Annotated in this window: 27 protein-coding genes and 1 pseudogene; 17 read left to right on the plus strand and 11 right to left on the minus strand. The window is 63.3% G+C overall.

The window, feature by feature from the left end; genetic code table 11:
• Window positions 1-6: 6 nt before the first annotated feature.
• Window positions 7-1,005: a bile acid:sodium symporter family protein gene (locus MRBLMC3_RS00495; RefSeq protein WP_363824999.1), complete on the plus strand. Its 999-nt coding sequence runs from the start codon at window positions 7-9 to the stop codon at window positions 1,003-1,005.
• 383 nt (window positions 1,006-1,388) lie between these two features.
• On the opposite strand, the gene trmB is transcribed toward MRBLMC3_RS00495, so the two are convergent.
• The 6 genes from trmB to MRBLMC3_RS00525 form a co-directional block, all read right to left on the minus strand.
• The gene (gene trmB / locus MRBLMC3_RS00500) at window positions 1,389-2,084 is read right to left on the minus strand and encodes a tRNA (guanosine(46)-N7)-methyltransferase TrmB (RefSeq protein ID WP_363735301.1); all 696 of its coding nucleotides are present in this window, start codon (window positions 2,082-2,084) and stop codon (window positions 1,389-1,391) included.
• 557 nt (window positions 2,085-2,641) lie between these two features.
• Window positions 2,642-3,349: a methyl-accepting chemotaxis protein gene (locus tag MRBLMC3_RS00505; RefSeq protein WP_363735300.1), complete on the minus strand. Its 708-nt coding sequence runs from the start codon at window positions 3,347-3,349 to the stop codon at window positions 2,642-2,644.
• A 122-nt stretch (window positions 3,350-3,471) separates the two neighbouring features.
• A complete protein-coding gene (gene metK, locus MRBLMC3_RS00510) occupies window positions 3,472-4,677 on the minus strand; it encodes a methionine adenosyltransferase (protein ID WP_363735299.1) in 1,206 nt (401 codons plus the stop codon).
• 58 nt (window positions 4,678-4,735) lie between these two features.
• On the minus strand, window positions 4,736-6,310 hold the full coding sequence (lnt, locus tag MRBLMC3_RS00515; protein WP_363826566.1) for an apolipoprotein N-acyltransferase: 1,575 nt from the start codon (window positions 6,308-6,310) through the stop codon (window positions 4,736-4,738).
• A gap of 11 nt (window positions 6,311-6,321) precedes the next feature.
• Window positions 6,322-6,957: a YqaA family protein gene (locus tag MRBLMC3_RS00520; RefSeq protein ID WP_133651674.1), complete on the minus strand. Its 636-nt coding sequence runs from the start codon at window positions 6,955-6,957 to the stop codon at window positions 6,322-6,324.
• Between the two features lie 12 nt (window positions 6,958-6,969).
• Complete coding sequence (locus MRBLMC3_RS00525; RefSeq protein ID WP_363825002.1) at window positions 6,970-7,590, minus strand: GNAT family N-acetyltransferase; 621 nt, start codon at window positions 7,588-7,590, stop codon at window positions 6,970-6,972.
• 42 nt (window positions 7,591-7,632) lie between these two features.
• On the opposite strand from MRBLMC3_RS00525, the gene MRBLMC3_RS00530 reads away from it, so the two are divergent.
• The 4 genes from MRBLMC3_RS00530 to MRBLMC3_RS00545 all read left to right on the plus strand — a co-directional run bounded on the left by MRBLMC3_RS00530 (window position 7,633) and on the right by MRBLMC3_RS00545 (window position 10,058).
• Entirely contained in the window at window positions 7,633-7,875 is a 243-nt protein-coding gene (locus MRBLMC3_RS00530) for a hypothetical protein (RefSeq protein ID WP_133651675.1), read from the plus strand.
• A gap of 119 nt (window positions 7,876-7,994) precedes the next feature.
• Entirely contained in the window at window positions 7,995-8,720 is a 726-nt protein-coding gene (locus MRBLMC3_RS00535) for a hypothetical protein (protein WP_414714623.1), read from the plus strand.
• 161 nt (window positions 8,721-8,881) lie between these two features.
• On the plus strand, window positions 8,882-9,445 hold the full coding sequence (locus MRBLMC3_RS00540; RefSeq protein ID WP_363735296.1) for a hypothetical protein: 564 nt from the start codon (window positions 8,882-8,884) through the stop codon (window positions 9,443-9,445).
• A gap of 79 nt (window positions 9,446-9,524) precedes the next feature.
• A complete protein-coding gene (locus MRBLMC3_RS00545) occupies window positions 9,525-10,058 on the plus strand; it encodes a lysozyme inhibitor LprI family protein (protein ID WP_363735154.1) in 534 nt (177 codons plus the stop codon).
• 32 nt (window positions 10,059-10,090) lie between these two features.
• On the opposite strand, the gene MRBLMC3_RS00550 is transcribed toward MRBLMC3_RS00545, so the two are convergent.
• Window positions 10,091-10,537: an acetyltransferase gene (locus MRBLMC3_RS00550; RefSeq protein ID WP_363826567.1), complete on the minus strand. Its 447-nt coding sequence runs from the start codon at window positions 10,535-10,537 to the stop codon at window positions 10,091-10,093.
• Between the two features lie 64 nt (window positions 10,538-10,601).
• Here MRBLMC3_RS00550 and MRBLMC3_RS00555 point away from each other — a divergent pair, with 64 nt between their 5' ends.
• From MRBLMC3_RS00555 to MRBLMC3_RS00585, 7 genes and pseudogenes are all read left to right on the plus strand, one after another.
• Window positions 10,602-11,915 carry a DNA-packaging protein gene (locus MRBLMC3_RS00555; protein WP_363825007.1) on the plus strand — a complete coding sequence of 438 codons (1,314 nt, stop codon included), beginning with the start codon at window positions 10,602-10,604 and terminating at the stop codon, window positions 11,913-11,915.
• A 143-nt stretch (window positions 11,916-12,058) separates the two neighbouring features.
• Window positions 12,059-12,397, plus strand: coding sequence for a hypothetical protein (locus MRBLMC3_RS00560; RefSeq protein ID WP_133651678.1), 339 nt, complete (start codon window positions 12,059-12,061; stop codon window positions 12,395-12,397).
• A gap of 114 nt (window positions 12,398-12,511) precedes the next feature.
• On the plus strand, window positions 12,512-13,642 hold the full coding sequence (locus MRBLMC3_RS00565; protein WP_363825010.1) for a phage portal protein: 1,131 nt from the start codon (window positions 12,512-12,514) through the stop codon (window positions 13,640-13,642).
• A gap of 23 nt (window positions 13,643-13,665) precedes the next feature.
• Window positions 13,666-13,986 (plus strand): DUF6127 family protein, encoded by a 321-nt coding sequence (locus MRBLMC3_RS00570; RefSeq protein ID WP_363735292.1) that lies wholly within the window; start codon window positions 13,666-13,668, stop codon window positions 13,984-13,986.
• Window positions 13,979-14,371: an HK97 family phage prohead protease gene (locus MRBLMC3_RS00575; RefSeq protein WP_363825013.1), complete on the plus strand. Its 393-nt coding sequence runs from the start codon at window positions 13,979-13,981 to the stop codon at window positions 14,369-14,371. Before MRBLMC3_RS00570 ends, MRBLMC3_RS00575 begins: the two co-directional genes overlap by 8 nt.
• A gap of 51 nt (window positions 14,372-14,422) precedes the next feature.
• The gene (locus MRBLMC3_RS00580) at window positions 14,423-14,932 is read left to right on the plus strand and encodes a hypothetical protein (protein ID WP_363825016.1); all 510 of its coding nucleotides are present in this window, start codon (window positions 14,423-14,425) and stop codon (window positions 14,930-14,932) included.
• Between the two features lie 125 nt (window positions 14,933-15,057).
• Window positions 15,058-15,957 (plus strand): annotated as a pseudogene (locus tag MRBLMC3_RS00585) (phage major capsid protein); the annotation flags it as partial.
• A gap of 415 nt (window positions 15,958-16,372) precedes the next feature.
• Here the strand turns inward: MRBLMC3_RS00585 and MRBLMC3_RS00590 are convergent.
• The 4 genes from MRBLMC3_RS00590 to MRBLMC3_RS00605 all read right to left on the minus strand — a co-directional run bounded on the left by MRBLMC3_RS00590 (window position 16,373) and on the right by MRBLMC3_RS00605 (window position 18,587).
• Entirely contained in the window at window positions 16,373-16,573 is a 201-nt protein-coding gene (locus MRBLMC3_RS00590; RefSeq protein ID WP_363825019.1) for a hypothetical protein, read from the minus strand.
• Window positions 16,574-16,787: 214 nt separating this feature from the next.
• Window positions 16,788-17,045: a hypothetical protein gene (locus MRBLMC3_RS00595; RefSeq protein ID WP_363825022.1), complete on the minus strand. Its 258-nt coding sequence runs from the start codon at window positions 17,043-17,045 to the stop codon at window positions 16,788-16,790.
• A gap of 57 nt (window positions 17,046-17,102) precedes the next feature.
• Complete coding sequence (locus MRBLMC3_RS00600; RefSeq protein WP_363825025.1) at window positions 17,103-17,927, minus strand: thermonuclease family protein; 825 nt, start codon at window positions 17,925-17,927, stop codon at window positions 17,103-17,105.
• Window positions 17,928-18,248: 321 nt separating this feature from the next.
• Complete coding sequence (locus tag MRBLMC3_RS00605; protein WP_363825028.1) at window positions 18,249-18,587, minus strand: hypothetical protein; 339 nt, start codon at window positions 18,585-18,587, stop codon at window positions 18,249-18,251.
• 152 nt (window positions 18,588-18,739) lie between these two features.
• Between MRBLMC3_RS00605 and MRBLMC3_RS00610 the strand changes: the two genes are divergently transcribed.
• The 5 genes from MRBLMC3_RS00610 to MRBLMC3_RS00630 all read left to right on the plus strand — a co-directional run bounded on the left by MRBLMC3_RS00610 (window position 18,740) and on the right by MRBLMC3_RS00630 (window position 20,925).
• On the plus strand, window positions 18,740-18,925 hold the full coding sequence (locus tag MRBLMC3_RS00610) for a hypothetical protein (RefSeq protein ID WP_363825030.1): 186 nt from the start codon (window positions 18,740-18,742) through the stop codon (window positions 18,923-18,925).
• Between the two features lie 7 nt (window positions 18,926-18,932).
• Window positions 18,933-19,520: an SOS response-associated peptidase family protein gene (locus tag MRBLMC3_RS00615; RefSeq protein ID WP_363825033.1), complete on the plus strand. Its 588-nt coding sequence runs from the start codon at window positions 18,933-18,935 to the stop codon at window positions 19,518-19,520.
• Between the two features lie 112 nt (window positions 19,521-19,632).
• Window positions 19,633-20,067 carry a lysozyme gene (locus MRBLMC3_RS00620; RefSeq protein ID WP_363825036.1) on the plus strand — a complete coding sequence of 145 codons (435 nt, stop codon included), beginning with the start codon at window positions 19,633-19,635 and terminating at the stop codon, window positions 20,065-20,067.
• Window positions 20,067-20,408 carry a hypothetical protein gene (locus MRBLMC3_RS00625; protein WP_363825039.1) on the plus strand — a complete coding sequence of 114 codons (342 nt, stop codon included), beginning with the start codon at window positions 20,067-20,069 and terminating at the stop codon, window positions 20,406-20,408. The genes MRBLMC3_RS00620 and MRBLMC3_RS00625 overlap by 1 nt, the downstream gene beginning before the upstream one ends.
• A 262-nt stretch (window positions 20,409-20,670) precedes the next feature.
• Entirely contained in the window at window positions 20,671-20,925 is a 255-nt protein-coding gene (locus MRBLMC3_RS00630) for a hypothetical protein (protein ID WP_363825042.1), read from the plus strand.
• Window positions 20,926-20,974 lie beyond the last annotated feature (49 nt).

Genomic DNA, 20,974 nt, shown 5'->3' on the forward strand with positions numbered 1-20,974 from the left:
ATATCGATGATCGTGCGTATAATCGGCTTATTTGAACCGCTCGTCCTCGCGCTGGTGGGTACGGTGCTGCTGGCGTCGCTCCTGCCCGCGCACGGAGCGTTCGTCCCGGTCATGGACGGGTTTGCGGACGCCGGTATTGCGCTGCTGTTCTTCCTGCACGGGGCCAAGCTGTCGCGGGAGGCCATCCGCGAAGGCGCGCGCAACTGGAAAGTCCACATCGCCGCACTGGCGACGACGTTCCTGCTGTTTCCCCTGTTTGGCCTTGCCTTCACCGCCGTACCGCTCGGCCTGGGGCCGCTGGCCGCCGGCTTGCTGTTCCTGACGTTGCTGCCCTCGACCGTCCAGTCCTCCATCGCCTTCACGGCCGTGGCGAGAGGCAATGTGGCGGCGGCGGTCTGCAGCGCATCCTTCTCCAATCTGCTCGGCATTTTCGTGACGCCGTTGCTGGTTGCGCTGCTGATGTCAGGCGCGGCCGGGCAAGGCGGCATTTCCCTGGGGACGCTCGAATCGATCGTGCTGCACTTGCTGGTGCCCTTCTTCGCCGGGCATCTCCTGCGCCCTGTGATCGGCAGCTTCGTCGCTCGGCACAAATCGCTCCTCTCCTATGTCGATCGCGGTTCGATCCTTCTTGTCATCTACAATTCCTTCGGCGCAGCGGTGCGGGAGGGGTTATGGCACCGCGTTTCCCCAATGGCGTTGCTCGTCGTCGCTCTGCTCTGCTGTCTGTTGCTGGCGCTGGTGCTCCTCGCCACGCGGGCAATGGGCCAGGTCCTTGGTCTCGCCCGGGAAGATCTGGTCGTCCTGCAGTTCTGCGGGTCGAAGAAGAGCCTCGCATCGGGAGTGCCCATGGCGGGCGTGCTGTTCCCGGCCGCGCAAGTGGGTCTGGTTATCCTGCCCCTGATGGTCTTCCACCAGATCCAGTTGATCGTATGTGCATTTCTGGCGCGCCGTTATGCAAACGAGAGTCGGGCTACTTATGGCGAACCTGCCCGCGCCGAAGCGTGAGGTGTGTGTCCATGCATCAGCCAGCATCCGGATTTCACGCAAGCCCTGCTGGGATATCGGACCTCAGAAGTTTAGGCCTGTGCATCCGTGCTAACCAGAAGTCGCGTTCGTCATGTGCCTTTTCTCGTAAGGTGTATCCGCTGTCTTAATCTTCCCGCTAACACTATAGGAAAACCGGCGGGGAACCGTCCTTGGCTGCTTGGTTCCTCCTCAGGCCGGATCGCTTTTTTGCCAAAACTGGCAGGCTTCGAAATAGCAGAAGCAAAAAACCTTATGACCCATCGCCGAAAAGTAATCATCGGACAATCACGAGATGCCGAAGGAATTTTCCTTATTTGCACATGGTTAAGCCGGAAATCGCAGTTATCCGATGGGTTCTTATATTAACGACGTTGAAATTTCATATACCAGACTTCATGGCCAAGGCTGCGCGCCTTGGCTTCGTAGCGGGTTTCGGGCCAGCCGCCGGGGCGGTTCTGAAAATCCCGGGGGGTGCTGGCCAGCCATTCAAAATCGGGATGGCCGTTCATCACCATCAGCGCCCAGCGCAGATAGACGGGGTGATCCGTGCCGAAGCGGAATTCGCCGCCGGGCTTGAGCTTTCGCGCGATCATCGCAACGGGGCCGGGGTTCATCATCCGGCGCTTGGCATGGCGGGCCTTTGGCCAGGGGTCGGGATGGAGCAGATAGACGAAGCTGAGCGCACCGTCCGGTATCCGGCTGAGGACCGATAGCGCGTCGCCCATATGGAGGCGGACATTGCCCAGCGCCTGGTCGCGGACATGGCCGAGCGCCGTGACGACGCCGTTCAGAAAGGGTTCGCAGCCGATGAAGCCATGATCGGGCAGCAGGTCCGCGCGATAGGCGAGATGTTCGCCGCCGCCAAAGCCGATCTCGAAATGCAGCGGGCGATCATAGCCGAACAGGCCAGCGGCGGTGACTTCCCCCTCCTCCGGCACGGAAAGGGCCGGCAGCAGGGTGTCGACCAGTTCCTGCTGCCCCTTGCGGAGCTTGTGCCCGGATTGGCGGCCGTAGAGGCGGTTGAGCGTGGTGGGATCGCCGGATTTATGCGCAGTCATGCGCGGCCCGATAGAGCATTTTCGAGGCGAACGAAATCACCCCGCGGATAAAGATGCCGGGTCGATCGAAATGGGAGGGAGCGGCAAGAAGATCGAGGCGCAATGGGGCGCCTCCTGTCCCCGGTGTTGAGGAGGTTGGGCCGGGGACAGGAGGCTCAGGCCTGACGCCGTGGGCGGGCGCCGGCTTGTTCCTTGGGGTGCGAGGGATCGGGTGCCGCGTTCGATGAGGGTCGGCGCGGAACCCGTCAGGTCATTTGCACTTCGTGAAGCGGCCTTTGGCGTCCTTGCACGGTCCCTTCTTGGCAACCGGCTTGGGCGGACATTTGACGAACTTTCCCTTCGCGTCCTTGCAGGGTGCGGCGAGCGCTGGGGCGGCGCTGCCAACCACGAGAGCAAGGCCGAGGAGGGCGGAAGTCAGTGACCTGGTCATCGCATTCCCCTTGGTAAGAGGGTTGCCGGACCCGACAGGGGTGCGGGTCCGACGCCCTGTTTATGGGCGTTTTGCAGGCGGCATGCCAATGAACTTTTCGTCATGTTGCCGCAATGCGAGGCGGGCGTCAGCGCGCGCCGGAGCACGCGATTCCGATGCCTTCCTGCTGCATCATGGCCGCGGCGCGTTCCGTGGCGACGCGGGTGTCGTCGGCCAGTTTCTTGACCTCGCCCGCGACGACCGCGAAGCCGCGCCCGGCCTCGCCGGCGCGGGCAGCCTCGATCCGGGCGTTGAGGGCGAGCATGTTGGTCTGGGCCGCGATTCCCCGGATGGTGGAGACGATGTCGGCCAACTGGTCCATGGTCCTTTGCAGCGCGTTCTTCTGCCGCTCCAGATCATGCTGAAGGCGGTGGCTGTCGGCGAGGCGGTGGCGGGCCTCCTGCTCCTGCCGGACCTGGCGGGTGATGTCGGTGGCGATCTTGACCACCTTGAGCGGCGTGCCGTCGGCTTGGAAGACGGGATTATAGGTCGCCTGCAACCAGATTTCGCGACCGTGGCGGTCGCGGCGGTCATAGGCGCCCGCGTCGAATGAGCCGGAGCCGAGTTTCCGCCAGAAATCGGCATAATCCTGCGAAGCGGCATGGTCCGGCGCGCAGAAGATCCGGTGATGCTGGCCGACGACCTCTTCGAGCTGATAACCCATCAGGGACAGGAAATTTGCATTGGCGGTCAGGATCGTGCCGTCCAGCGCGAACTCTATCACCGCCTGGCTGCGGTTGAGGGCGGTCCAGGCGGCTTCGGCGCCGCTGGTGCCATATGAGAGGGAAGAGGCCAAACCATGTCTCCTTGATCCGTCGCGCGCTAGGCCTGGCATGGTTAAGGAAAGGTAAGGGCATAAGAAGAAGGGGCTGCCGGGCGACCGGCAACCCCTTTATCGGCATGGCCTTTTCAGTGCGGTTAAAGCGCGGCCTTGAGCTTTTCCACCAGGTCGGTGCGTTCCCAGGGGAAGAAGTCGCCCTCCGCCTTTCGTCCGAAATGGCCATAGGCGGCGGTGGGCTGATAGATCGGCTTGTTGAGGCCCAGATGGGTGCGGATGCCGCGCGGGGTGAGGCCGCCCAGTTCCTTGATGTTCCTGATCGCCTGCTCGATCCGGTCGTCGCCGACCGTTCCGGTGCCGTGGGTGTCGACATAGAGCGACAGCGGTTCCGACACGCCGATGGCGTAGGCAAGCTGGATCGTGCAGCGGCGGGCGAGGCCGGCGGCGACGATGTTCTTCGCAAGATAGCGGGTGATATAGGCGGCCGAACGGTCGACCTTCGTCGGGTCCTTGCCGCTGAAGGCGCCGCCACCATGGGGCGAGGCGCCGCCATAGGTGTCGACGATGATCTTGCGGCCGGTAAGGCCGGCATCGCCGTCCGGGCCGCCGATCTCGAAGCTGCCGGTCGGGTTGATGTGGTAGACGGTCTCGTCGGAGAGCAGGTTGCCGGGCAGGACTTCGGCGATGACGCCCTTCACGTAATTTTTGAGTTCCGCTTCCTTCGCGCCCTCGTCATAGCCCTTGGCGTGCTGGGTCGAGACGACGATGGCGGTGGCCGCGGCAGGCTTGCCATTTTCGAAGCGCAGCGTCACCTGGCTCTTGGCGTCGGGTTCCAGGAAGGGGGCGCGGCCGCTGTGGCGGTCGGCGGCCATCTTCGCCAGGATCTTGTGGCTGTAGTCCAGCGTCGCGGGCATGAGGTCGGGCGTCTCGTCGCAGGCGAAGCCGAACATGATGCCCTGGTCGCCGGCGCCCTCATCCTTGTTCCCGGCCGCGTCCACGCCCTGCGCGATATGCGCGGACTGGGCGTGCAGATTGTTTTCGAAGCGGAAGCTTTCCCAATGGAAGCCGTCCTGTTCATAGCCGATGCGCTTCACCGTTTCGCGTACGGCGCTCTCAATCTCTTCCTGCGCGCCGGGCGCCCATTCGCCATCTTCATAGACGCCCTTGCAGCGGATTTCGCCCGCCAGCACGACGAGTTGCGTCGTGGTCAGCGTTTCGCACGCGATGCGGGCTTCCGGATCCTTCGACAGGAAGAGGTCGACAATGGCGTCGGAAATCTGGTCTGCGACCTTGTCGGGATGGCCTTCGGAGACGGATTCCGAGGTGAAGAGATAGTTGTTGCGCATGGGACTCCCGTTAGCACGCTGTTTGAGCAGGCGACATAAAGAAAAGTTTATGTGGCTATTAGCGGGTCGTTCTGCGGGTGGCAATGGCCAGCAGGATAAGCACGGCCATGAAGGCGAAAGGCGCCAGGTTGCCGAGGTGGGAGAAAAGCGTCGGCGGCAGCGCGGGGGGCAGTGCGGTGTCGATATAGCCTGCCCGATGATGGCCGATGCTGTTCAATATACGGCCGCGGGCATCGACCACCGCGGAGATTCCGGTGGGGGTGGAGCGGACGACGGGAATGCCCTCCTCCAGCGCGCGGAGGCGGGCCTGCGCCAGATGCTGGACGGGCCCCCAGCTGCCGAACCAGGCGTCGTTGGAGGGGTTGAAGAGGAAGTCGGGACGGTGCGCCTTGTCCACCACCTGACCGGAGAAGATGATTTCGTAGCAGATCTGGCCGCCCATGCTGAGCTGCGGACGGCCAAGGGTGGCGGGCAGGGTCAGGCTTTGCGGGCCGGGGCCGGGCCAGAAATCGACATCGCCGGGGACAAGGCGGGAGAGGCCGAGCGGCTGGAGGATGTTCCGCATCGGCAGATATTCGCCATAGGGGACAAGATGGGACTTGTCGTAGCGGCCCAGCAGGCGGGCGCCGCTATCCACGACGAACAGGCTGTTGTTGGCGCCGGCGAGCGCGTTTTCCGCGATCCCGTCTTTCGCGACCTGCTTGAAATAGACCTTGGTGGCGCCGGTCATCAGGAGGTCGCCGGGGCCGAGCAGGGCCGCCAGCCGGGCGCGCCATTCCGGTTCCATGTCGAGATAGGCGGGAATGGCGGCTTCCGGCCAGAAGATCAGGCGCGGTGCGGGGCGCGGCGTGCCCGACAGGGCGGCGAGGGTGCGGAAATGGGCCTGTTCGAGTTCGGGCGAATATTTTTCGTCCTGGCCGATATTGGGCTGGACCACGCGAATGCGCGGCGCGCCGGCCGGAGTGGGCGGCGCGGGCGAGAAATTACCCCAGAGGGCGAGGGCGCAGAGCGGTGCGGTGATGGCGGCGGCGGGCCCGGTCCGGCGGCGAAGGGCGAGGAGGAGCGCGCCGGATGCGAGGATGGCGAGCGCGCCCAGGCCATAGGTGCCGATCAGCGTGGCGGCGATCGCCATGCCGGTGGGGAGGAGGATGACGCCCAACGGGTTCCAGGCGAATCCGGTGAAGACGGTCGCACGGAGATATTCGGAGGCGAGCCAGGTGGCGGCGAGGAAGAGGATGAGGGGAAGTGCGGCCCGTTCCTGGTTGCGCCAGAGCATGGCGGTCCGTACCCGGTGCCTGAGCCACCAGGCGGCGAGCGTCGCCAGGCCGGGATAGACGGCCAGATAGAGGGACAGGAGGAAAACCGCGCCATAGCCGAACCAGTGGGGCATCGCGTCCTGGAAGGTGAAGGCGTGGGCGATCCAGTTGAGGCCCAGGGTGAAATGGCCGACGCCGAACAGCCAGCCGCGCATGAAGGCGCTGCGGCGGTCGGGGGCCTGTTCGATCAGGACGATGAGCAGCGCGAAGCAGGCCAGGGTGAGCGGCCAGAGGTTCAGCGGTTCGAAGCCCGTGGCCGCCAGGCATCCGGCGAGCAGGGCGGCGAGTTTCGGCACGCGGGACGGAATCTGCCTCATGCCGCCGCCGGTCAGTGCAGCGTGGCCATGGTGGCGTTGCTGCACTTGTCGCTTTTCTCCCCGCCGCCCGACAGGGCCGAGGCCGCGATGAAACCGCCGACCAGCAGCACCAGGAAGGCGGCGGACAGCAGGCCGAGATATTTCTCGATGAACGCCTTGATCGGGCGGCCGAACTTCCAGAAGAGGAAGCCCACCAGCATGAACTGGAAGGCGCGGCTGAGCACGCTGGCCCAGAGGAAGGTGAAGAGCGACAGGCCGATGAAGCCCGCCGTGATGGTGATGAGCTTGAAGGGGATCGGCGTCGCGCCCTTGATCAGGATGATCTCTGCCCCGTAATCGCGCAGATAGCAGGCGGCGACGGGGAATTTGGCGGCAAGGCCAAGGGCGTGCAATATCTGTTGCCCGACCGTTTCATAGAGGAAATGGCCGATGGCATAGCCGAACAGGCCGCCCAGCACCGAGGCGATGGTGCATATCAGGCCGAAGCGGATCGCGCGTTCAGGGCGGGCAAGGCACATCAGGCCCAGCAGCGGGTGCGGGGGGATGGGGAAGAAGCTGCTTTCCATGAAGCTGATGACGAAGAGCCAGCGTTCGGCGTGGGCGTGGGCGGCTTTCGCCAGCGTCCATTGGTAGAGCTTTGTGAGCATCGGGTTGAGGCCCTAGCCGAACTGCTTTCGGGCCGCCAGTGCTTTTGCCAGGACGATCATCTGCTGCGGCGGATCGAGCAAGACGGGATAGGGGCGCCGTTCCCCGGTGGGTTCATAGCCGCGTCGCTGATAATATTGGATGAGCTTGTGATGGGTGGAGATCACGGTCATTTCCATCCGCCGGGTGCCGAAGTCGGTGGCGGCGAGCTGTTCGGCGGCCGTGATGAGGCGATGGCCAAGGCCATCGGACTGAAGTGCCGGATCGACGCAGAGCAGGCCGAGATAGGCGCGGCCGTCGCCCCGGTCGGAGATCTGGACGCAGCCGGCGGGCGCGCCGTCCGGTCCCGATGCGATGAGCAGCCGTTCGGCGGGATCGGCGAGGATGTCCGCCAGTGCGGGCAGGCTGGTGCGTGGGCTGGCGGGTGGCGCGGACTGGACGGCCCAGCTTTCGCTGGCGGTGTCGCCGCGATAGGCACGCTCTATCACCGGGTGCAGGCGCGGGAGGTCGGACAGGGTGGCGAGGCGGATGGGCATGGCGCGCTGTAGCGCGGCGGCGATGGAAGCGACAGGGGTCTGAAGGCGGTGAGGTTTGAGAGCGGCGGCGTTTGAAAGCGACGGGGGCTTGAAAGCCATGGCAGGACTGCACTAGCTATGTGGCCTGTAGGAGATACGCATATGTTAGGCATGGGAACGGGCGCCTGCCCCTTTGATTTCAACACTGATCCGGCGACCTTCAAGGTCGGCGATTCGGTCAGCTACCGGGTGACGGGCAGCCTGGAGGGCATGCCCTTTGCCGGCGTGCTGCTGGAGGTGCATGAGGATCATGTCGTGTTGACCTCCGACCCGGAAGACAAGGCGAGCCGGATGCGGGCGACCCGGGAAAGTCGTCCTGTCGTCCGGGAGGAGGACATCTGTTGACGCCACGGCGTTGACGGCGCGGCGGCGTCTGGGCATGACCCCCTTCTGAGTCCGGCCCGGCGCACCGAGTGAAATTGACCTTGTCCCTTCCTTCCCAATGGCGCGAGCGCGGCGGCGGATTGCTGCTGGCTCTGCTGTTCAATGCGCTGCTGCTGCTGGCGTTGCTGACGCTGGCGCCCGATCCGGTGATCCGGTTGCCCGACCTGCGCAATCCGGTGACGTTCGAGATGGCGCCCGCGCCCAAGGCGGAGAAGGCGCAGAGCAAGGCGAAGAAGAGCGAGAAGAAGAAGAGCGAGAAGAAGAAGCAGGAGAAACCGGCACAGCGGCAGGTGCAGCCAGTGGTCAGGCCCAACCGTCCGGTGGTGAAGCCGGTCGAGCAGCCGCCTTCTCCATTGCCCTTCCTGGTGATGGACAGCCAGCAGCTGGCGTCCGCCGACATCGGCAAGATGGCGAAGAAGGGCGCGGCGGACGGAGCGACTGGCCCGGGCAACAGCGCGGCCGTGGCCGGGCCGGGCGAAGGGCCGGGCGGCGTGCAATTGTTCGACGCCGAATGGTACCGCCGGCCGAATCATGCGGAACTGGCTGGCTACCTTCCCGTCAATGCGCCGGCCAGTGGATGGGGCCTGGTCGCGTGCAAGACGGTGGATCATTATCATGTCGAAAACTGCCAGGCGCTGGGCGAATCGCCCCAAGGGTCGGGCTTTGCCAAGGCGGTTCGGCTGGCGGCGTGGCAATTTCTGGTGTTGCCGCCGCGGGTCAACGGCAAGGTGATGGTGGGAAGCTGGGTGCGGATCAGGATCGACTATACGCGCAGCGTGGCGGGCGCGGACGATGCGGGGCGGTGAGTTGGCTGCGCTGATTTAACCTATATGGAACATTTTTCTTGACATCGTAACGCTGTTCTGGCACATAAGTCGATATTGGGAAAATGTGAGTCGCCGGAGAGGCGCTGAAGGGCTGGTCCTTGCGGGGCCGGCCCTTTTGCTTTGCATGCGGGGGATTGGCTGTGGCGGACGGAGAAGGGAAGAGAAGCCGGTTCGGCGGTCGGGCCGATGCGCCCGAGCGGGTGCTGGCGCTGGAAAATGGGCCGCAGGGCGCGCTGGGCGTCGCGCCGCAGATGCGGGCGGTGCGGAAGAATGGCTGGACGCCCGCACTGCGGCAGAAGTTCCTGGAGACGCTGGCGCTCACCTGCAACGTCAGCGAGGCGGCGCGGGTCGTCGGACGGAATTTGTCGACGGTCTATTATCTCAAGCGGCGCGATCCGGCCTTTGCGCGGGCGTGGAAGCAGGCGCTGAGCATCGGACATGAGGAGTTGAGGGCGCTGATGCTGCGGCAGGCGCTGTTCGGCATCGAGGATGAGGAGATCGTGCTGGACGCGGAAGGGGCGGTCAAGAGCCGGAAGATCAGGCGCGGGCATCCGCACATGATCCAGGCGCTGCTGTTCAGGGCGCATGAGAAGGAGGTGGAGGAGATGCAGCGGCTGGAGAGCGTGGAGCGGCCGGATGGCGATGATGCGGTGGCGCGGTTGCGGGTGGCGCTGGATGAGGTGCGGAAGCGGAGTGGGGGATAGGGGGATTTCGGGGTGGTTTGACGACGGGCGGCTTATGTGCCGATAATGCAACAGATAATATTGCAGTAGGGGAGCATTCATGAGCGTGGCTGTTGGATTGCTCGTTGCGGCTTTGGCCGCCAACCCTGACAGATGGATAGACGAACATGGCCCTGCCAGCGCCAAGACAGTGATCGGGGAGTGTCTTACAGAGGCCAACCGCCCACTCTCTGATCCCTTGGTATGCGTGCGCCGCGCCTTAGATACCTGTGAAAATGAGCATGGAACCTATCAGAGAGCGATGAACGATTGTGCGACATTCTCGCGTTTGGCGTGGGAAGCTCGGCGCGCGGCGGTTGCGAAGCAGCTTATGACCGCGCAACAGGTTTCCACGAACTTTCATTCGCCAGACCGGCTCGTTGCTCTGTTGGCCGAGAGTGAAAAGCACTGGGATGCTTGGAATAGCCCTGACTGTGAAATGCAGGCAGCGTTAAGCGAGGGCGGCACTTTCCACCGCTTCGCTCGCGATATGTGCCTTTCGGACCACGCGGCCTACCGCACCCTCGAACTTGAGGCGCTGGCCGAAGACTGGGGAAAGATTTTCAATGTTGATGGTTATGACTGGCCAGGCTGAATGTCCGCAAATGGTCGTTTCCAGCCATGCCTTCAGGGGGCGTAGCGGAGGTGGATCAGGGGGTAGGGGCGGCCCTGGCTGTCCTGGTCGGAGCGGCCGGTGCGGGCGAAGCGCATGGCTTCGTAGAAGCCGATCGCCTGGGCATTCTGTTCGTTGACGTCGGTGGTGAGCGTGGGGTGGAGCGATAGGGCGTGGTCGACCAGGCGGCGGCCGACGCCCTGGCCGCGCCATGCGGGATCGATGAACAGCGCCTCCATATGTGTGCCGTCGATCAGCATGAAGCCGATGGCGTGATCGTCCGGGTCGGTGGCGAGCCAGGCGGGGGCATGGGGCAGGAAGGCGGCGACCTCCGCCTCTATCGCGACGCGGTCTGACGGCGTCAGGAAATCATGGGTCGCGTCGACGGCCTTGCGCCAGATGTCGAGCAGGCGGGCGCCATCGGCGGTGCGGGCGGGGCGGATCGAACTCATGGCGGCCATATAGGGGCGGGGCGCGGGTCGGCCAAATCCGGGCCGGGAGAAAATCGATGAATGGAGGCGGTGCATGGCTCTTTCGGATTTCGAGCGGCTGGCGCATCTGCCGGAGGGCGCGCGCGAGCGGGTGCTGGCGGGGCTGAGCGCGGCGGCGGCCGATGCGCTGGCGCATGACTGGCGCTGGCTGGCGCGGCCGGAGCAACTGGCGCCCGAAGGGGACTGGCGCATCTGGCTGATGATGGCGGGACGCGGGTTCGGCAAGACGCGGGCCGGGGCGGAATGGGTGCGCGGCATTGCGGAGAGCGACCCGTCGGCGCGGATCGCGCTGGTCGGGGCGACGCTGGGCGAGGCGCGCGCGGTGATGGTGGAGGGGGCGTCGGGCCTGTTGTCCATCGCGCCCTGGTGGAACCGGCCGGCCTTCGCGCCGGCGCTGCGCAAGCTGGTCTGGCCCAATGGCGCGGTCGCGACGCTTTATGGCGCGGCGGAGGCGGAGAGCCTGCGCGGGCCGCAGTTCAGCCATGGCTGGGCCGACGAGATCGCCAAATGGGCGGGCGGCGAGGCCGTCTGGGACAATCTGATGATGGGGATGCGGTTGGGCGCGGCGCCGCGCGTGCTGGCGACGACGACGCCGCGGCCCGTCGCCCTGCTGCGGGGACTGGTGGCGCGCAGCGGCGTCGACGTGGCCGTGACGCGGGGGCGGACGGCGGACAATGTCGCGCATCTGGCCGAAGGGTTCCTCGCGGCGATGGAGCGCGGCTATGGCGGCACGCGGCTGGGGCGGCAGGAACTGGACGGCGAACTGATCGAGGAGATCGAGGGCGCATTGTGGCGCCGGGACCTGCTGGAGCGGTGCCGGGTGGCGCATGTGCGTGGCGCGCTGGCGCGGGTGGTGGTGGCGGTCGATCCGCCCGCCTCCGCCCATGGAGATGCCTGCGGGATCGTGGTGGTCGGGCTGGGCGAGGACCGGCGGGCCTATGTGATTGCCGATGCGACCGTGGAGGGGGCGACGCCCGAGGGCTGGGCGCGAGCGGCGGCGGCGGCGGCGCTGTTGCATGGCGCGGACCGGGTGGTGGCCGAGGCCAATAATGGCGGCGCGATGGTGGAGAGCGTGCTGCGCGCGGCCGAGGCCGGGCTGCCCGTGCGGCTGGTGCATGCGAGTCGGGGCAAGGTGGCGCGGGCAGAGCCGGTGGCGGCGTTGTACGAGGCCGGGCGGGTGGCGCATCGCGGGAGCTTTCCGGAGCTGGAGGACCAGATGTGCGGGATGATGCTGGGCGGTGGATATGAGGGGCCGGGGCGATCGCCGGATCGCGCGGATGCACTGGTCTGGGGCCTGACGGAGTTGATGCTGGGGCGGCGCGGGGATGCGCGGGTGCGGGGGATTTAGGGGAAGCCGGGTTCCTTCCTGTTCCTGCCTTCGCAGGAGCACGGAACGGCGCGGGGACAGGCTCTGTTGCGGTGGCGGAATGAGGGAACAAGAGTGCGGGGGTCTGCGTAGTCCTTTCGTGTGATTTGCAAGGAGATCGGGTCATGAGATTGGCCAAATGGACGATGGCTGCCGCGGGGCTGGCGCTGGTGGGCTCGCCGGTGCTGGCGGCTTCGCTGAACAGCAAGGAGCGGGCGCGGGTGGCGCGGGCCGCGCCGCGGGACCGGGATGATGTGCGCTATTGCCTGCTCCAGGCCAAGAAGGGGCGGGACAAGGGCACGGTGATCGGCGCGGCGGGTGGCGCGGGCGTGGGCGCGCTGGCCGGTGGCAGCCTGGGCGAGTCCCTGCTGGCCGGTGCGGCGGGCGCCGTGGCGGGCCGCGTGATCGGCAAGAGCGAAGGGACGAATTCGGCCTGCGACCGGGTCCTGGCGCGTAATCCCTGAGGATGTCGGGGGCGGGACAGCCCCCATATAGCTTTCGGTAGGCGGCTGGGCGTCGTCGACCTTCACTATCCTCCCCCCGGGTTCCGGAGGGAGGATTTTTTGTGGGTGCATCTAATGAAATTTTTCGGAGTGAAGGCGGCGCGCGGCGGGGCGCGGCCGGTGTTGGCGCGTGCCTGGGGTTCGGGCGGGGTCGCGCTGGGCGAATGGCCGGCCAGCTATGAGCAGCAGGTGCGCGCCGGGGTGGTCGGCAATCCGGTGGCGCAGCGCGCCCTGCGGCTGGTGGCGGAGGGGGCGGGCGGGACAGTGCCGGTCGTCGGCGGCGTCGCGGAGGATGTCCGGGGGCGGGTGAAGGCGCTGGTGACGCGCTGTTCCTCCGGCCAGTCGCTGGTCGAGACGGTGGCGAGCCACCTGCTGCTGCACGGCAACGCCTATGTCCAGATCATCCTGGGCGCGGACGGGATGCCGAGCGAACTCTATGCACTGCGGCCCGAACGGGTGAGCGTGGAGGCGGATGCGCGGGGCTGGCCGGCGGCCTATCTGTATCGCGTCGGCGAAAGCGTGACGCGCCTGTCGCCGGAGGATAGCGCCGGACGGACCGGGATCGTGCATCTGAAGGCGCTGCATCCGCTGGACGATCATTACGGGCTGGGCTGCGTCGGCGCGGCGGCCGGGGCGGTGGCGATCCACAATGCGGCGACGGTGTGGAACAAGGCGCTGCTGGACAATGCGGCGCGGCCTTCGGGAGCGATGGTCTATGATCCGGGTGACGGATCGGTGATGAGCCCCGAACAGTTCGAGCGGGTCAAGCGGGAGATGGAGATGGCCTTTTCCGGCGCGGCCAATGCCGGGCGGCCGATGCTGCTGGAGGGCGGGCTGGACTGGAAGGCGATGAGCCTGACGCCCGCCGAGATGGATTTCGTCGGGCTGAAGGCGGCGGCGGCGCGGGAGATCGCGCTCGCCTTTGGCGTGCCGCCGATGCTGATGGGACTGCCGGGGGACAATAGCTACGCCAATTATCGCGAGGCCAACCGGGCGCTGTGGCGGCAGACGATCCTGCCGCTGCTGGCGAAGATCTGGGGCGGGCTGGCGCAGGGGTTGCAGGGCTGGTGGCCGGCGCTGTGCCTGAGCGCCGACCTGGATGCGGTGCCCGCGCTGTACGAGGAGCGCGGCGCGCTGTGGGACCGGGTGGCGGCGGCGGACTTCCTGTCGGCGGAGGAGAAGAAGGCGATGCTGGGCATGGGTTGAGGCGGCGGGTGTGGAGTCAAGGGATGAAACATGATGGAGAGATGCTGGCGCGGCTGGTGGCGCAGGCCGAGGTGCAGCCGGTGGGGATGGACATGCTGATGATCCGGGCGCTGATCGAGGAGGCGAGCGAATTGGGCGCCGGGCGGGCGCTGGCGCGGCTGGGGCTGGCGGATCGCGGGGCCGAGGCGGATGTGCGGGAATTGCGCGAACTGCTGGGTGCCTGGCGCGACGCGAAGAAGGCGGCGCGCGGCGCCGTGGTCGCATGGGTCGTGCGGATCGTGACGGCGCTGATGCTGCTGGGGATGGCGGTGAAGATGGGATTGCTGGGGCTGGGGCATGAGTGACGTCCGGTTTGCTGGCTATGCGGCGGTGTTCGACCGGGTGGATCGGGGCGGTGACGTGGTGAGGGCGGGGGCCTTTGCCGGGGTGGCGGCAGGGATGCCGCTGCTGTGGCAGCACCGGCCGGGCGAGGTGATCGGGACGGTGGAGAAGGTCGAGGAGGACCGCCACGGATTGCGCGTGATCGGTCGGGTGTCGGCACGGACCGCCGCTGGGCGGGAGGCGGCGCGGGCGTTGCGGGAGAAGGCGGTGGACGGCTTGTCCTTTGGCTATCGGGTGCGGGAGGCGCGGGGGAAAGCGCCGCGTGAACTGCTGGAACTGGAGGTGGTGGAGGTCAGTGTCGTGACCCATCCGATGCAGGATCGGGCGAGGGTGATCGCGGTGGAGTGAGGCGTTAAGAGATTGAGACTAGGCCTTGTTCCGGCAGAAAAGGAGATCGGCATGGACAAGGGTGGGGCAAAACGCGGTGGTAGATGGCTGGCCGTCTTCTTTGCCTCGCTATTGGTATTGCCGCTTGGCTTTTGTGGTTATGTGAAGTGGCGCGAGCCGCGAAGCATGCTGCCGGCCGAGGTCCAATGGTCGGAGGTGCTGGCGTTCAACTCCACCTTCGGCTTGCGGGAAGGCTGCTCCTTCGGCGTCTATCGCTTGTCCGACAACGCCCGTTTTGCATTGTTGCGCGGCGGTAAATTGCCCGGAGGCTGGCGGCCTAGCCCGCTCGCCCTTATTGATGACCAGCATGCCGCTCTGGCGCCTTTGGGCAGACAGATCACCTTGCATGCCGATAGCGCGGTGACTTGCGCGTCAGACACGGCACGCCGCTTTCGCCTGGTGGAAGGGTATGAGGACGCGATGCGGGAAAAGGGCAACTGGGTCCGAATAATCAATGGTGGCGAGGCGCTGGTGCTGGTCGCGCCCCGGCGGGGGTTGATTTGGTATTTGAATTTCGGGTGAGGCAGTCGCCCTCATCCAACTTCGCCTAGGCGGCTGGGTCGCCAAGGTTTCGTATCCTTTTCCCGCTGGGAGAAGGAAGTGTTCGGGCGGTCCGGTTGGGCCGCCCTTTTTCGTGGGAGTGGTGGATGACGGATCAGTTGGAAGCGAGCTTTGACGCGGTGGTGCAGGGTGAACGCATTGCGGGACTGGAGAGCGAGGTGGCGGCGCTGAAGGGGGCCCTGCTGATGCAGCAGCGGCCGGCGCTGGATGGCGTCAAGGGCGGGGCGGTCGATCCGCAGCGCGGCGCCTTTGTCGAGAGATATGTGCGGCAGGGGCTGGAGGCCGGAGTCGAGCTGAAGAGCTTTTCCGGGGCGTCGGGCGCGGCGGGCGGCTATGCGGTGCCGCGGGAGATCGACCAGATCATCGGGGCGACGCTGAAGGCGATTTCGCCCATTCGTTCGATCGCCAATGTCGTGCGGACCGGGACGGCGGGCTATCGCAAGCTGGTGACGGCCGGCGGCATCGTGTCGGGCTGGGCCAGCGAGACGGGCGCGCGGGCGGAGACGGCGACGCCGAGCTTCAACGAGATCGTGCCCCCTTCGGGCGAGCTTTACGCCAATCCGGCGGCGAGCCAGGCGATGCTGGACGATGCGCAGTTCGATGTCGAAAGCTGGCTGGCGGGCGAGATCGCCCGCGAGTTCGCGGCGGCGGAGGGCGCGGCCTTCGTCAACGGCAATGGGACGAACAAGCCCAAGGGCTTCCTGACCTATACGACCACCAATGAGGTGGACAGCGTGCGGGCCTTCGGGTCGCTGCAATATGTGGCGTCGGGCGCGTCGGGCGCCTTTGCCGCGTCGGGGCAGGACAAGCTGATCGACCTGGTGCAGGCGTTGCGCGCGCCCTATCGCCAGGGGGCCTGTTTCGTGATGAATTCGGCGACGCTGTCGGTCATTCGCAAGATGAAGACCAGTGACGGCGCGTTCATCTGGCAGCCTTCCCTGGCTGTGGGACAACCGGCGACCCTGCTGGGCTATCCGGTGGTCGAGCAAGCCGCATAAATTGTAGAGGACAAAAATAACGCAAAACTGCGGAATTTCTAGGCGCTGCTGCTAAAGTGGGCCAATGGATGACTGGTCAACGCACTCTTGCCCCCGTTTGCTGGTTCCCATGATGGAGAAGGCATGGGTGGTCGAAAGAGGGCGCGCTTTTAGGTGGTCTTCCGTGTCATATGTCTTCAGGTCGAAGGAGCAGTATGTTCGCTTATCAAGCCAACCCATCTTGCGACATTGTTGATTGCTCACATCCTTTATTTCGGGGGTTGGCTCGACCCTGATACACATTCCTCCGTTGAGGCATTCGCATCGTTCGGCCAGCACCGCGAAGTCATGTGCCGGAGGATTGGAACATGATGTGAGGATAAGCCCGAAGGCAAGGAGGCTGCTTCTCATATAAGCGGTGATACTACCTAGTCTGAACAGCCGCCCACATTTCGACGCTGTTTTTCTCTTTATCGGTCGCGTTAGGAAATCGGTCAAAAACCCTCTTTATCGCTGCACGATCGACATTCTCGTAGCCGCCTTTCCTTGCATTATAGATGTCATAGATTTCATCCATAACCTCACGACCAAAAACAGCCTTTGCAATCTCTTCGTAAGTCGCCATGTCGTCCTCTTGCACCGTCATTCTGCTGCGGGCAGCATCATTTCGTGTATGTCGGTGCCTAACTCACTCAAAGTGACAGGGCACCTTCCATTTTCCTAGGCTATTTTCTCCTAGGCATAATGTCGGCTGAAAATCCTGTGTTTCGTTCGAGCAAGCCGCATAGATTGTAGAGGACAAAAATCCGCGAAAGAACGCGGATTTCAGCAGGCTTTCGTTATGCCTTGGGCTGCCACGATCGCAAGTGTTCGGGCAACCTCGCCTCCGCATCGTGAAGCGAAATCCAGATTTGCAGCGGGTGGTAAAACCGGGAATCCAGTTTAACCGCGATTGCCTTATCAATCAGCGCCTTAGCCGCCTCGATGGCATTGAGAGAATGAAATAGCGTCCGGTCAGCACCGAAGCGGGCGTCGAGCGCCTTGATCTCTTCGATGATGCCTTGCTGTTCGGAGTTGATGAAGATCGGACTTGTCATGCCGGATAGATCGGAAGCGGAACGATTATTGTCAAGACGGGCCTCAATCGCTCAGATTCAATTGCAGATAGGGCGTTGCGCGTTGAACTTCGGCCAAACAACGGTCGTGCCGCTGTTGACCATCGCGCAGTTGATTTCGGTGTTCTGCTGGTTCCAGCAAACGGCGGTCACGCGGTTATAGCTGGTGCCGGTCTGCTCGCATTGCAGAGTTTGGCCCGATGCAAGTTGCGATAGCATAGCGGTTGCCGACGCTGCCGATGCCGAAGGGCAGGGGTGGCCGGGCTTGCAAGTTTCGTCGCTCTCACGCGCTGCCACAGCATGTAGGCGAATGCGTGTGCCATCGGCGCAGCGCAGTGTGTCGCCATCCGTGATGCTGCTTACATCGCACAGGAAGCGGCCATATGCCGGTTCGCTTGCGTTCGGGTAAGCTACCTCCGATCTAATGGCTGGCGCGGGCTTGCTCTCAACTTTCGTCGCCGGGGCATCAAGCAGGGTGGTCGGTGGTGATGACGGGTTTGTGTTAGCGGCAGCTTGGGTAGGTTGATCGCTTGGCCAAAAGAACACCACGCAGAAGGTGCTGACCATGAGGACAGCGGCAACGGCGTAAACGGACCATGCCGGAAATTGGCGTTCCTTTGGCTGGTGCCAGCCATTCGATCTTACCCGTTTATCGTATGGGCGCCGCTGTTGACCAACTACGCGCGGGCGCCATTTCCGGCGACGGCCCCATGGCCGCATATAACTGTAGAAGGATAGGGGGATCAGAATGACCAACGCGGCCACGATGACAAAGAGGCCAGATATGCTGGTATTCTTTTCGACCCACTGACCGGCGGCAATCGCGCCTATCATCAACAAGCCGTGTATCGTGGACCGTCTCATGCCGATTTCTATAACGCATCCGTAGCGAATGTAAGCGCCTATTCTAAACGCCTAAGTCTCGGAAGTTCCCTGTCGGCCAGCCTGCGCGTTGGGCCGATTTTCCCGGCCGGTCGTCCGCAATTCTTACAGACCAGCTTCTGGTAAACGATGGTCAGACCGAGGTGCCAGCCCTTGCGCCGGAAATACCTCGCGAGTGCGTGGCTATCGAATGTGCCTGTCCGATTGCAGAGAAAGCAGTGGGCGTAGATATTCGCGTCACGACTGGTGAAGTCGTTTAGGGTGTCCCACCTGAGATTATGGCCCACTGCATTCTATCTGCGCTCAAGCAGCCTTCTGGAGCGGCTCTTGATCTAGCTTCCCGTCGAGATAGCGCCATACCCGTTCTTGGCTAACAGCATCGGTGCGGGTCAGCACAAGCCGATAGGTTTCCTCAACTGCTTGGTCGTCGGAGAAGGCCGGTAGCAGGAAATAGGAGAAGGCAATCGAACCAGCGTCATCGCTCATCTCGAATGACTGGTCGATGTCGGAGCCGTCCGATTGGTCTTCCATGTTCATGCCGAGTTCGATGGCGATCACATCATAACCATTCATCGGGCCTTTATGGCCGTGCTTTTCGATATGCGCCACGAGCGCGCTGAATGCTTCTTCAAGCCTGTCCATCGTTCGTTCCTCTGAGTCGCGTTATGTTCCATGAGAACAAATGAAGAACGATTCTGCAAGAGGGTTGCGACCAAGCGATAGCGAGGTGATCCAATCTGGCGGCTGGTGGTTATTTGGCTATCGTGCATAATTGCGCAGCATAGGAGGCGTCGATGGTAGCGGAATTTAACCTGCTGGACGGCAATCCGGTGACGATCAATCTGGATCAGATCGACTATTTCCAGCCCAGCGATGACGGTACGCTTGTCGTATTTTCCGATGGTCGGACGCTGGAACTCGTGGATAGCTACGATGCTGTGGCGGAGGTGATGAACCCCGAAAAACAGGCCGGTTGCTGATCCGACGATGTGCAATCACTACCGCAACAATCCAGACCAGATACCGCTTTGGCGTGAATATGCGGGCTATGACATTCGCCAGCCCAACGCAGAATATGCCAGCGACGTTTACCCCAAACGTTCAGCGATGATCGTTCGCAAAGTTGATGGCTTGGTTTTGAGCGATGTCATGGCCTGGGGCGTTCCATGTCAGGTCAGGGGTGCCAGCGGCAAGATGCTGGAGAAGCGCGTCACCAACGTCCGCAATCTCTCAAGCAACTTTTGGAAGTCCATGCTGGCCAATCCGACGCAGCGTTGCCTTGTCCCGTTCTCGACCTTTGCAGAACCGAAGATAGGGCAGGGGCGTGAGGAATGGTGGTTCAATATAGTGGACCGGCCGATAGCCGCATTCGCGGGGATATGGCGCAACTGCCAACACGGCCCGGTCTTCGCTTTCCTGACGAGTGAGCCGAACGAGTTGGTAGCGCCGTTGCATCCGAAGGCTATGCCGGTGATCCTCGATCCCGGTCAGTATGAGGAATGGCTGTCCACGGACTTTGCGGGAGCCTGTGCAATGGCTAAGCCGTTCCCGTCTGCGAGGATGACCGTGCAGTAATCATGGCGAAGCCCGTTGTATAACGGGTCGCTTCTCTCCTCAGCATTGCTGCAAGAACTGCTTGTTGGAGAAGGTCAGAAAGCGGAGCGATATAGATACCGCTAAGTAGGGGATGACAAACTCATCCCGTAATGGCTTAGACCTAATCAAGCAGTTTGAAGGCTGCAAACTCACTGCCTACCAATGTCCCGCCAAAGTTTGGACCATTGGCTATGGGCGCACTACCAACGTCAAGAAGGGTGATACTTGCACGCAGGCACAAGCCGACGCTTGGCTTGTTGAAGAGTATGACGCTTTTGAAAAGAAGGTGCGCGCACTTGTAAAAGTTCCTGTGTCCGACAACCAACTAGGTGCGCTAGTATCGTTCGCCTACAATGTCGGAGTTGGCAATCTCGCTAGTTCAACCCTTTTGAAGAAGTTGAACGCAGGTGACTATGCGAGCGCGGCTGGACAGTTCCCAAAGTGGAATAAAGCCGGGGGCGTGATCCTAGCTGGCCTAGTGCGTCGTCGAGCCGCTGAGGCGCTGCTGTTCGTGAGGGCCGAATAATGGCCCGGATTTCAACTTCAGCCGCGAAGGCGAAGGGCCGCAAGCTACAGCATAAAGTTCGTGACGCCGTGCTGGCAAAGTATCCGGCGCTGACAGAGGATGACGTTCGTAGCTGTCCAATGGGCAGCAATGGGGAGGATATTCAGCTATCGACGGCGGCCAAGGCAGCATTTCCCTATAGCGTGGAATGTAAGGCCAGGGCGAAGATCGCGCTAGTATATGACGCGCTCGCGCAGGCTGCTTCTCAGAATGATCTAACGCCGGTTGCCGTCATTAAAGCCGACCGGAAGGAGCCGCTGGTCGTGCTGTCGCTAGAGGACTTCATGGCGCTGCTTAAATAACTGCGTCGAGATGCGCTCGACCGGGCTGCTCAATCCCGCTATATTATAAGGATGCCTCCAGATTCCCATTTTGGGACGCTGGGGGCATTTTTTATGCTTTCGAAAGATATTGCCAGCAGAGCAGGAGCATGGCTATAGGAAGTCCATCGACGGCGAGCGCGCCTCGACCAGCCCCACGTTCCGGGCTCAGATCGACTCTTTTATCAGGCTCAAGTAGTCGGCGCAGTTTTCTGCGCGAGCGATCGTGTGATAGGAACAAGTGGTGAACGTAATTCAATTTCCGCAAAAATCGGCCGAACCAGAGCCGGAAGAGACTCTAAGCCCTGAACTGGCTGTTAGGGCGCTCAAGGGTCTTGTCGCAGGCATGATAGACCAAGGCGACGAGTTTGAACTTTTGCAAAAGCGCGACGGCGAACAAGTGGTGATCTACTTCCAAGTCGGAATGGCGATGGAGCCTGAAATGGCCGAGAAGTTCAATGATGGGCTCAAGCAGCTATTCGACTACATAAATCGCTGACATCTAGGCCCGGTGAAATTCCGGGCCAAACAACTCCATCGGCATGAGA

The sequence above is a fragment of the Sphingobium sp. LMC3-1-1.1 genome (assembly GCF_040676285.1).
In the GTDB taxonomy this organism is placed as follows: domain Bacteria; phylum Pseudomonadota; class Alphaproteobacteria; order Sphingomonadales; family Sphingomonadaceae; genus Sphingobium.

Bases quoted from the DNA above. Each gene is read 5' to 3' on its own strand.
- MRBLMC3_RS00495 (WP_363824999.1), top strand. From the start codon at position 7: ATGATCGTGCGTATAATCGGCTTATTTGAACCGCTCGTCCTCGCGCTG.
- trmB (WP_363735301.1), bottom strand. From the start codon at position 2,084: ATGACTGCGCATAAATCCGGCGATCCCACCACGCTCAACCGCCTCTAC.
- metK (WP_363735299.1), bottom strand. From the start codon at position 4,677: ATGCGCAACAACTATCTCTTCACCTCGGAATCCGTCTCCGAAGGCCAT.
- lnt (WP_363826566.1), bottom strand. From the start codon at position 6,310: ATGAGGCAGATTCCGTCCCGCGTGCCGAAACTCGCCGCCCTGCTCGCC.
- MRBLMC3_RS00520 (WP_133651674.1), bottom strand. From the start codon at position 6,957: ATGCTCACAAAGCTCTACCAATGGACGCTGGCGAAAGCCGCCCACGCC.
- MRBLMC3_RS00525 (WP_363825002.1), bottom strand. From the start codon at position 7,590: ATGGCTTTCAAGCCCCCGTCGCTTTCAAACGCCGCCGCTCTCAAACCT.
- MRBLMC3_RS00530 (WP_133651675.1), top strand. From the start codon at position 7,633: ATGTTAGGCATGGGAACGGGCGCCTGCCCCTTTGATTTCAACACTGAT.
- MRBLMC3_RS00545 (WP_363735154.1), top strand. From the start codon at position 9,525: ATGAGCGTGGCTGTTGGATTGCTCGTTGCGGCTTTGGCCGCCAACCCT.
- MRBLMC3_RS00550 (WP_363826567.1), bottom strand. From the start codon at position 10,537: ATGGCCGCCATGAGTTCGATCCGCCCCGCCCGCACCGCCGATGGCGCC.
- MRBLMC3_RS00555 (WP_363825007.1), top strand. From the start codon at position 10,602: ATGGCTCTTTCGGATTTCGAGCGGCTGGCGCATCTGCCGGAGGGCGCG.
- MRBLMC3_RS00560 (WP_133651678.1), top strand. From the start codon at position 12,059: ATGAGATTGGCCAAATGGACGATGGCTGCCGCGGGGCTGGCGCTGGTG.
- MRBLMC3_RS00565 (WP_363825010.1), top strand. From the start codon at position 12,512: ATGAAATTTTTCGGAGTGAAGGCGGCGCGCGGCGGGGCGCGGCCGGTG.
- MRBLMC3_RS00570 (WP_363735292.1), top strand. From the start codon at position 13,666: ATGAAACATGATGGAGAGATGCTGGCGCGGCTGGTGGCGCAGGCCGAG.
- MRBLMC3_RS00575 (WP_363825013.1), top strand. From the start codon at position 13,979: ATGAGTGACGTCCGGTTTGCTGGCTATGCGGCGGTGTTCGACCGGGTG.
- MRBLMC3_RS00580 (WP_363825016.1), top strand. From the start codon at position 14,423: ATGGACAAGGGTGGGGCAAAACGCGGTGGTAGATGGCTGGCCGTCTTC.
- MRBLMC3_RS00590 (WP_363825019.1), bottom strand. From the start codon at position 16,573: ATGGCGACTTACGAAGAGATTGCAAAGGCTGTTTTTGGTCGTGAGGTT.
- MRBLMC3_RS00595 (WP_363825022.1), bottom strand. From the start codon at position 17,045: ATGACAAGTCCGATCTTCATCAACTCCGAACAGCAAGGCATCATCGAA.
- MRBLMC3_RS00600 (WP_363825025.1), bottom strand. From the start codon at position 17,927: ATGAGACGGTCCACGATACACGGCTTGTTGATGATAGGCGCGATTGCC.
- MRBLMC3_RS00605 (WP_363825028.1), bottom strand. From the start codon at position 18,587: ATGGACAGGCTTGAAGAAGCATTCAGCGCGCTCGTGGCGCATATCGAA.
- MRBLMC3_RS00610 (WP_363825030.1), top strand. From the start codon at position 18,740: ATGGTAGCGGAATTTAACCTGCTGGACGGCAATCCGGTGACGATCAAT.
- MRBLMC3_RS00615 (WP_363825033.1), top strand. From the start codon at position 18,933: ATGTGCAATCACTACCGCAACAATCCAGACCAGATACCGCTTTGGCGT.
- MRBLMC3_RS00620 (WP_363825036.1), top strand. From the start codon at position 19,633: ATGACAAACTCATCCCGTAATGGCTTAGACCTAATCAAGCAGTTTGAA.
- MRBLMC3_RS00625 (WP_363825039.1), top strand. From the start codon at position 20,067: ATGGCCCGGATTTCAACTTCAGCCGCGAAGGCGAAGGGCCGCAAGCTA.